This is a genomic window from Paracoccus thiocyanatus (genome assembly GCF_900156255.1).
Taxonomy (GTDB): Bacteria; Pseudomonadota; Alphaproteobacteria; order Rhodobacterales; family Rhodobacteraceae; genus Paracoccus; species Paracoccus thiocyanatus.
The window spans coordinates 1-2,500 of the sequence record NZ_FTMK01000048.1; the positions used below are offsets into that span (position 1 = coordinate 1).

Here is a 2,500-nt window from a genome sequence, read left to right on the forward strand (position 1 = left end):
TTGGTTGCGGGGGTAGGATTTGAACCTACGACCTTCAGGTTATGAGCCTGACGAGCTACCGGGCTGCTCTACCCCGCGGCATTTGCACCGCGTTTTTTGCGGTGCTTTTTGTTCCGAGAGATTTTCGCTTCTTTTCAGGTCTGGCGGTGACCTACTCTCCCACGTCTTTTGACGCAGTACCATTGGCGCGACGGCACTTAACGGCCGAGTTCGGGATGGGATCGGGTGTTTTGCTCGTGCTTTGGCCACCAGACCGGAAAAGGAGCGAGTTCGGCGTTTTCCGGTTCAGGTGAACCTGGAAAGTCATTGTCCAAGGATGCTTTTGGAAGCAGGTTTTCCCGCCTTTCGGCTGGTCTGTCTTCTTCCGGATCAAATCAAGCCAATCGAGCCATTAGTACCGGTCAACTGAACGCATTGCTGCGCTTACATCTCCGGCCTATCGACGTGGTGGTCTTCCACGGCTCTCAAGGGATACCTTGTTTTGAGGGGGGCTTCACGCTTAGATGCCTTCAGCGTTTATCCTGTCCGTTCATAGCTACCCAGCACTACCGTTGGCACGATAACTGGTCCACCAGTGGAACGTTCACCCCGGTCCTCTCGTACTAGGGGCAACTCCTCTCAAGTATCCTACACCCACGGCAGATAGGGACCGAACTGTCTCACGACGTTCTAAACCCAGCTCACGTACCTCTTTAAACGGCGAACAGCCGTACCCTTGGGACCTGCTCCAGCCCCAGGATGAGATGAGCCGACATCGAGGTGCCAAACGATGCCGTCGATATGGACTCTTGGGCATCATCAGCCTGTTATCCCCAGCGTACCTTTTATCCGTTGAGCGATGGCCCTTCCACTCGGGACCACCGGATCACTATGGCCGACTTTCGTCTCTGCTCGACTTGTCAGTCTTGCAGTCAGGCTGGCTTCTGCCATTGCACTCGACGAGCGATTTCCGACCGCTCTGAGCCAACCTTCGCGCGCCTCCGTTACTCTTTGGGAGGCGACCGCCCCAGTCAAACTACCCACCACGCAGGGTCCCGGACCCGGATAACGGGCCGCGGTTAGACATCAAGAGTGCGAAGGGTGGTATCTCAAGGATGGCTCCACCGGAACTGGCGTCCCGGTTTCAGCGCCTACCACCTATCCTGCACATCGCAATCCTGATGCCAGTGCGAAGCTATAGTAAAGGTGCATGGGGTCTTTCCGTCTAACCGCGGGAAGTCTGCATCTTCACAGACAATTCAATTTCGCTGAGTCCACATTTGAGACAGCGGGGAAGTCGTTACGCCATTCGTGCAGGTCGGAACTTACCCGACAAGGAATTTCGCTACCTTAGGACCGTTATAGTTACGGCCGCCGTTTACCGGGGCTTCAATTCAAGGCTTGCACCTCTCCTTTTAACCTTCCGGCACCGGGCAGGCGTCAGACCCTATACGTCGCCTTACGGCTTCGCAGAGCCCTGTGTTTTTAGTAAACAGTCGCCACCCCCTGGTTTGTGCCCCCCGCCGACAGTTGCCTGCCAACGGGGCCTCCTTCTCGCGAACTTACGGAGGTATTTTGCCGAGTTCCTTAAATGTGGTTCTCTCAAGCGCCTTGGTATTCTCTACCAGTCCACCTGTGTCGGTTTAGGGTACGGTCTCATGGAGGGCTATTTCCAGGAACCGCTCACCAGCCCTTCCAATCCGATAAGGAAGAACTAGCTCTGCGATCCGTCACCATCTCCTGGCCCAGGAATATTAACCTGGTTCCCATCGACTACGCCTTTCGGCCTCGCCTTAGGGGCCGGCTTACCCTGCTCAGATTAGCTTTAAGCAGGAACCCTTGGACTTTCGGCGACAGGGTCTCTCACCCTGTTTGTCGCTACTCATGTCAACATTCTCGCTTCTGATCACTCCACCGGATGCCTTACAGCCCGGCTTCACAGTCAGAACATTGCCTCCGTTGCCCTGACGGGCAAAAGAGGCAGCGTTCTATATCACAGAACGCTCCGCTACCGCGTGCATAAATGCACACCCAAAGCTTCGGCTCGTGGCTTGAGCCCCGTTACATCTTCGCCGCAAGACCTCTTGACTAGACCAGTGAGCTGTTACGCTATCTTTAAAGGATGGCTGCTTCTAAGCCAACCTCCTGGTTGTTTTGGAAGTCTCACATGCTTTCCCACTTAGCCACGAATTGGGGGCCTTAGCTGTTGGTCAGGGTTGTTTCCCTCTCCACGACGGACGTTAGCACCCGCCGTGTGTCTGCCAGATAGTTCTTCCCGGTATTCGGAGTTTGCTTAGACTCAGTAAGGCTGTGGGCCCCCATCATCCATGCAGTGCTCTACCCCCGGGAGAATTCGTCTGACGCGCTACCTAAATAGCTTTCGCGGAGAACCAGCTATCTCCAGATTTGATTGGCCTTTCACCCCTAGGCACAAGTCATCCCGACCTTTTTCAACAGGTGTGGGTTCGGCCCTCCAGTTGGTGTTACCCAACCTTCAGCCTGCTCATGCCTAGATCATCTG

General features: G+C 55.1%; 1 tRNA gene and 2 rRNA genes (1 of these 3 cut by a window edge). All 3 read right to left on the reverse strand.

The annotated features are described in order from the left end of the window. Nucleotide 1: 1 nt before the first annotated feature. Nucleotides 2-78: transfer RNA gene (locus F3H32_RS17425), tRNA-Met, on the reverse strand. Between the two features lie 60 nt (nt 79-138). After that, nucleotides 139-253 (reverse strand): 5S ribosomal RNA (gene rrf, locus F3H32_RS17430). A gap of 117 nt (nt 254-370) precedes the next feature. Next, nucleotides 371-2,500 (reverse strand): 23S ribosomal RNA (locus tag F3H32_RS17435); it runs 754 nt beyond the window's last position.